At 49.1% G+C, this 352-nt stretch carries 1 pseudogene; it reads right to left on the minus strand.

The annotated features are described in order from the left end of the window. Positions 1–352, minus strand: a pseudogene (locus KDM89_RS20665) (LPS-assembly protein LptD); the annotation flags it as partial.

Consider the following 352-nt stretch of genomic DNA (forward strand, 5'->3'; position numbering starts at 1 on the left):
CGCCTTGCGTGCCCCTGCGCATTACTGCGTAACAGCTTGTAGACAGGGTTATCGATACGTCCGGCGCCGGATTCGAGCTGGACGGTCGCATTATCCCCGTAATAGCAGTCGCCATTTTTCTCTACCCTGACATTGCCACTCGCCTCTACTTCATCTTCCAGAAAACGATAACTGGCTTTATCCGACCTCAAATTCAATGCGCCCTTATTGACGTCGACATCGTGTTCAAAATGAATAAAGCGATCCGAACGGCCCCAGAACTTATACGACTGCACAATGACAGGTGCATCTTTGTCGTTAGCTGGCTTTGTTTCTGGCTTTGTTTCAGGCTTTTTCTCATCCTTCCTGACTT

Origin of the sequence: Cognatundibacterium luofuense (assembly GCF_018139685.1) — a bacterium.
In the GTDB taxonomy this organism is placed as follows: Bacteria; Pseudomonadota; Gammaproteobacteria; order Burkholderiales; family Burkholderiaceae_D; genus Undibacterium; species Undibacterium luofuense.